This window comes from Corynebacterium sp., from assembly GCF_012837295.1.
In the GTDB taxonomy this organism is placed as follows: domain Bacteria; phylum Actinomycetota; class Actinomycetes; order Mycobacteriales; family Mycobacteriaceae; genus Corynebacterium.
Window position 1 is genome coordinate 1 of sequence record NZ_DURI01000027.1, and the last position, 4,017, is coordinate 4,017.

Sequence of the window (4,017 nt, forward strand, 5' to 3'; positions counted from 1 at the left end):
GTCATGCCGGGCGACAACGTCGACATGTCCGTCACCCTGATCCAGCCGGTCGCGATGGACGAGGGCCTGCGCTTCGCCATCCGCGAGGGTGGCCGCACCGTCGGCGCCGGCCGCGTCACCAAGATCACCAAGTAATTCCCGGTGTTCTAGCGGACTGATCGCCCCGGTTTCCGGGGCATCGCCCGCGGCCTGCAAGAGGGCCCCGCTCCCGAGTTTTCTCGGGGGCGGGGCCCTCTTCTTTTTCCCTTCCTCTTTTCCCGCTTCCCATTCCCGCTCCTTGCTTGACGACGGGCGGCGCTCAGCAGGCCGGCGCTCAGCCGTTCGGAGGCCGGTCGAGTCGCACCAGGTATCGGGTTCCGCAGTCGAGATCTCCGATTGCCGCGTCGACGTCGGCGGTGGACTCCTCACACAGTCGGCGGACGGCGGTGAAGTCGGCGTCGGGGGAGAGGTCGAGGGTGATCGTGATGACTTCCCGGCCGCGGTCGACTTCGGCCCGACCCCTGGCGCGGCGGATTCCGTCGGCGGTCTGGAGGTGCTTGGCCACGGCCTCGGCCACGTCGGCTAGGTGGAAGCGGAGTTCGCCGGTGCCATCGGAGGCCTCGTCGATTTTCGTTCGCGTCAGGCGACGGTCGAGGTTGGCAGCGAGCAAGGCCACCGCGAGGACGACGCCGAGAATCGCGGCGGCGGCGAGTGCCCAGGTGAACCACTCGGCGGCGACATGACCCGGGAGCCTCGACGGTCGTAGCCCATCGGTCCAGGCGGAAAACGGGCGGACGTCGAACCGGGCGGCGAGGCCGAGCAGCCCCGCCTCGAGAAGAATCGCCCCGAGCAGGCCCGCGACGACGCGGTCGAGGATGGCGGTGGTTCGTCTCATCGGTCCAGTTCCTCCCCGGATCCGGCCTGCGCTCCCGGCCCCCGGCGATCGATCCCGTCGTTGGGCCGGAGGAAGCGCACCTTCACGGTCGGCGCCTCCGCGAGGATCTCCCCGAGCTCGCGTTCGGCGGCGTCGCGGACGGCGGCGGCGAGGTTCACGTCGTCGACGGACCCGCCGGCGTCGGCGGTCACGGTGACGACGCGTGATCCGGCGACGGCGCTCGCGTCGAACACCCCGGGGCAGCGGCGGGCGGCGCGGGCGGCGATCCGCCCGACGTCGATGGGCCGGACCCACAGGTCCACGTCGGCGCTTGCGCGGACATGGGTGCGCCGCCGCGGTTTGACCGCCACGAAGAGGAGGGCCAGGCCGATCGCCAGCCCGAGGACGGAAGCGGGCAGCAGGACGGTGTCCCAACCACGGCCGTCCAGCCAATCGACGAATCCGGCGATGATCTCGGGGCGGTCGATCGCGCCCATGCGCGAGAGCCAGTCGTGGCCGGCGACGATTCCGATCGCCGTAAGCGCCACCGTGACCAGATGCGCCACGGGCCTGGCCGCGGGCGCGGCAAGCGGGATGGGGGCGGCGCGGTGCGCGGGCCGGTGGTTCATCGGGCACCGCCTCTCCTTCGGGGCGCTCGGACGGGGCGCAGGTCCATCGGCGGGGGAGCGGACACCGGCCGCACGCGCAGCGGCGCGGGATTCGGATGGGCCAGGGATGGGCGTCGCGGGTGCCCGGCGACGTCATCGGCGCCGACCCTGGGCCACGGGCGGTCGCCGTCTGCGCCCGCGATGGTGGCGACGCGCACGTCACACCGGGTGACCGTCATTCCCGTCGCATCCGCGACCCAGGCGATGATGGTGTCGCGCACGGCGCCGGCGATGTCGCGGACCGGGGCGGGCCAGGACACCGCGATGTCCGTTTCCACGGACACGGCTCGCCCCCGGGGATCCACGTTGGCGTCGACCCGCGGGTAGCCGCGGCCGGCTATGCGGTTGATGGCGCTGCCCGCGGGAATCGTGCCCGGCACCGAATCGATGGCCGCGACGATGATCTTTTCCACCGCCTTTTCCGTGATGACGGTGCCGCCCCGGGCGCCGGCTCCGGCGGGCGATGTCGGTGACGCGGCCATGTCAGCGGCGCCCCCGCCTGCCACTCGTCGCGGAGCCGAGGATGTCGCGCAGATCGATGAGCCCGTCGCGGTGCGCGCCGACGACGCCGCCGACGGCCGCGAAGACGAGCCCCATCAGAAATCCGACGAAACCGCCGGCGGCCGTCGCGATGGCCAGCAGCAACCCCGCGTACACGCCGAACTTCAGGTTTTCCATGATTCTCCCGTCCTCCTGCTTTCTCCCGTCGTCTGCTCCGTCTGCTCCGTCTGCTTCGTCTGCGTCGTTTGCGTCGTTTGCGTCGTCTGCGCCGCACGCGCCACGTCGGCGACGATCACGTCGATGGGGAACCGGCCTCCGAGCGCGTCATTCGCCGCCGCCCGCGCCACCTCGCTCGTCAAGGCCAGCGGGACGGGATCCTCGGGATCGAAGAGCGCGCGCAGGTGCAGCTCGAGACGGCCACCGGCCCAGCGCAGGCCGGGCACCCGAAGCCCCGCATACAGGAGGGCGACTTCGCCGTGCCGCCCCGAGTCGAACCCGTCGACGGTCGGGACGGCGAGCACGGCATCCGCGACGGCGCGCGCGTCAGAGGACGCGGGCCGGCTGGGGGCCGCCATGATCCTCGTCCTCGTCGTCGTCCTGGGGCAGGTGCACGTCGTGGACGGTGACGTTGACCTCGGTGACCTCGAGGCCGGTCATCCTCTCCACCGACACGATGACGTTCTCGCGGATCGCGTCGGCGAGTTCGTGGATGGCGACGCCGAACTCGGCGACGATCGCGACGTCGATCGCGGCCTGGAATTGCCCGACCTCCACCGCCACGCCCTGCTGCACGTCGACTCCGGCTCCGGGGATGCGCTCGCGGACGGCGCCGACGAAGCGCGCCCCGCCGCCGCCCAGCGCGTGGACCCCGGATACCTCGCGCGCTGCGATGCCGGCGATCTTGGTCACCACGACGTCTTCCATGATCGTGCGGCCCCGCGCGCCGGGGGCTTCGGGCGCGCCTCCGGGCGTCGGCGCCGGGCCGTCGTCAAGCAGGTGCTTTGCGACGCCCCCCGCAACCTCGACCGGCGTTCCGGAACCCGAGACGGCGCCGGTATTCTGGCCCGGATTCTGGCCGGCGTCTACGCGGGCGTCATCTCCGGTGTGCTCATGGTCGGCCATGGGAACCCCTTCCATCGTCTTGCGGCCTCGTGACCGGTTGCCCTCCATTGTGCCTCCGAATCCGCCCGCGCCGCCGGGGCCGGGCGGCCGGGGAGCGATCTTCATCACATTTTCGGAAGAGATTTGGGCGACACGCCCGGGCCGTGCTTTAATACACGGGTTGCTTTAACACGGCGTCATCGACGCGAGCCCCGCCAGGCCCCAGGGAACCGGCGCAGCCGCGGGAGACGCCGCTGGTGAAGTGAGCATGGCCACGAGAGCCGGAACCGGGAAACCGGGGTCGGCGACGTGCCCTGCGGTCAAAATGAGGGCGACACGCCCGACCGCGGGGACCGGGGTTGGCATGGCAAATACACAGCGGCAGTAGGCAGGGCACCCACGCTTCAACTCGGGGGAGCCTCTCCTGAACTGGGATATCCGGTCGTGAACCGTGCATGCGCACGGGGATGACCGTCCTCTCGGATTGCATCGGCGCTGTGCTGCGCCATGCCCGACGACGGTGGTCACACGACGAAAGCGATAACCCAGCATCGAAAATCTGGCGCTGGCCATGACCGGCTAGGCACACCGGCGCACAGAAGACAATGACAGGGTCGACGCCCCTCGAGGGCGCGCCGACCGAGGAGAGGACAAGCGTGGCGGGACAAAAGATCCGCATCAGGCTCAAGGCCTACGACCACGAGGCGATTGACGCGTCCGCGCGTCGCATCGTCGAGACGGTGACCCGTACGGGCGCCCGAGTGGTCGGCCCCGTGCCGTTGCCCACCGAAAAGAACGTGTACTGCGTCATCCGCTCGCCGCACAAGTACAAGGACTCGCGCGAGCACTTCGAGATGCGCACCCACAAGCGCCTGATCGACATTCTCGACCCGA

Annotated in this window: 7 protein-coding genes and 1 pseudogene; 2 read left to right on the forward strand and 6 right to left on the reverse strand. The window is 70.7% G+C overall.

The window, feature by feature from the left end; translation table 11 throughout:
* Positions 1 to 135: pseudogene (locus GX015_RS00755) on the forward strand (elongation factor Tu); the annotation flags it as partial.
* A gap of 178 nt (positions 136 to 313) precedes the next feature.
* Here the strand turns inward: GX015_RS00755 and GX015_RS00760 are convergent.
* The 6 genes from GX015_RS00760 to GX015_RS00785 are packed head-to-tail and all read right to left on the reverse strand — an operon-like array spanning position 314 to position 3,144.
* Positions 314 to 874 carry a hypothetical protein gene (locus tag GX015_RS00760; protein ID WP_291342054.1) on the reverse strand — a complete coding sequence of 187 codons (561 nt, stop codon included), beginning with the start codon at positions 872 to 874 and terminating at the stop codon, positions 314 to 316.
* A complete protein-coding gene (locus GX015_RS00765) occupies positions 871 to 1,482 on the reverse strand; it encodes a DUF6286 domain-containing protein (protein WP_291342056.1) in 612 nt (203 codons plus the stop codon). Before GX015_RS00765 ends, GX015_RS00760 begins: the two co-directional genes overlap by 4 nt.
* A complete protein-coding gene (locus tag GX015_RS00770) occupies positions 1,479 to 2,003 on the reverse strand; it encodes an Asp23/Gls24 family envelope stress response protein (RefSeq protein WP_291342058.1) in 525 nt (174 codons plus the stop codon). The genes GX015_RS00765 and GX015_RS00770 overlap by 4 nt, the downstream gene beginning before the upstream one ends.
* 1 nt (position 2,004) lies before the next feature.
* Positions 2,005 to 2,199: a DUF2273 domain-containing protein gene (locus GX015_RS00775; RefSeq protein WP_291342060.1), complete on the reverse strand. Its 195-nt coding sequence runs from the start codon at positions 2,197 to 2,199 to the stop codon at positions 2,005 to 2,007.
* On the reverse strand, positions 2,187 to 2,597 hold the full coding sequence (locus GX015_RS00780; protein ID WP_291342061.1) for a hypothetical protein: 411 nt from the start codon (positions 2,595 to 2,597) through the stop codon (positions 2,187 to 2,189). Before GX015_RS00780 ends, GX015_RS00775 begins: the two co-directional genes overlap by 13 nt.
* Positions 2,566 to 3,144, reverse strand: a complete 579-nt coding sequence (locus GX015_RS00785) for an Asp23/Gls24 family envelope stress response protein (RefSeq protein WP_291342062.1) — start codon at positions 3,142 to 3,144, stop codon at positions 2,566 to 2,568. Before GX015_RS00785 ends, GX015_RS00780 begins: the two co-directional genes overlap by 32 nt.
* A gap of 635 nt (positions 3,145 to 3,779) precedes the next feature.
* Between GX015_RS00785 and rpsJ the strand changes: the two genes are divergently transcribed.
* Positions 3,780 to 4,017, forward strand: a 238-nt coding sequence (rpsJ, locus tag GX015_RS00790) for a 30S ribosomal protein S10 (protein ID WP_291342063.1), incomplete at its 3' end; no start/stop codon positions are given.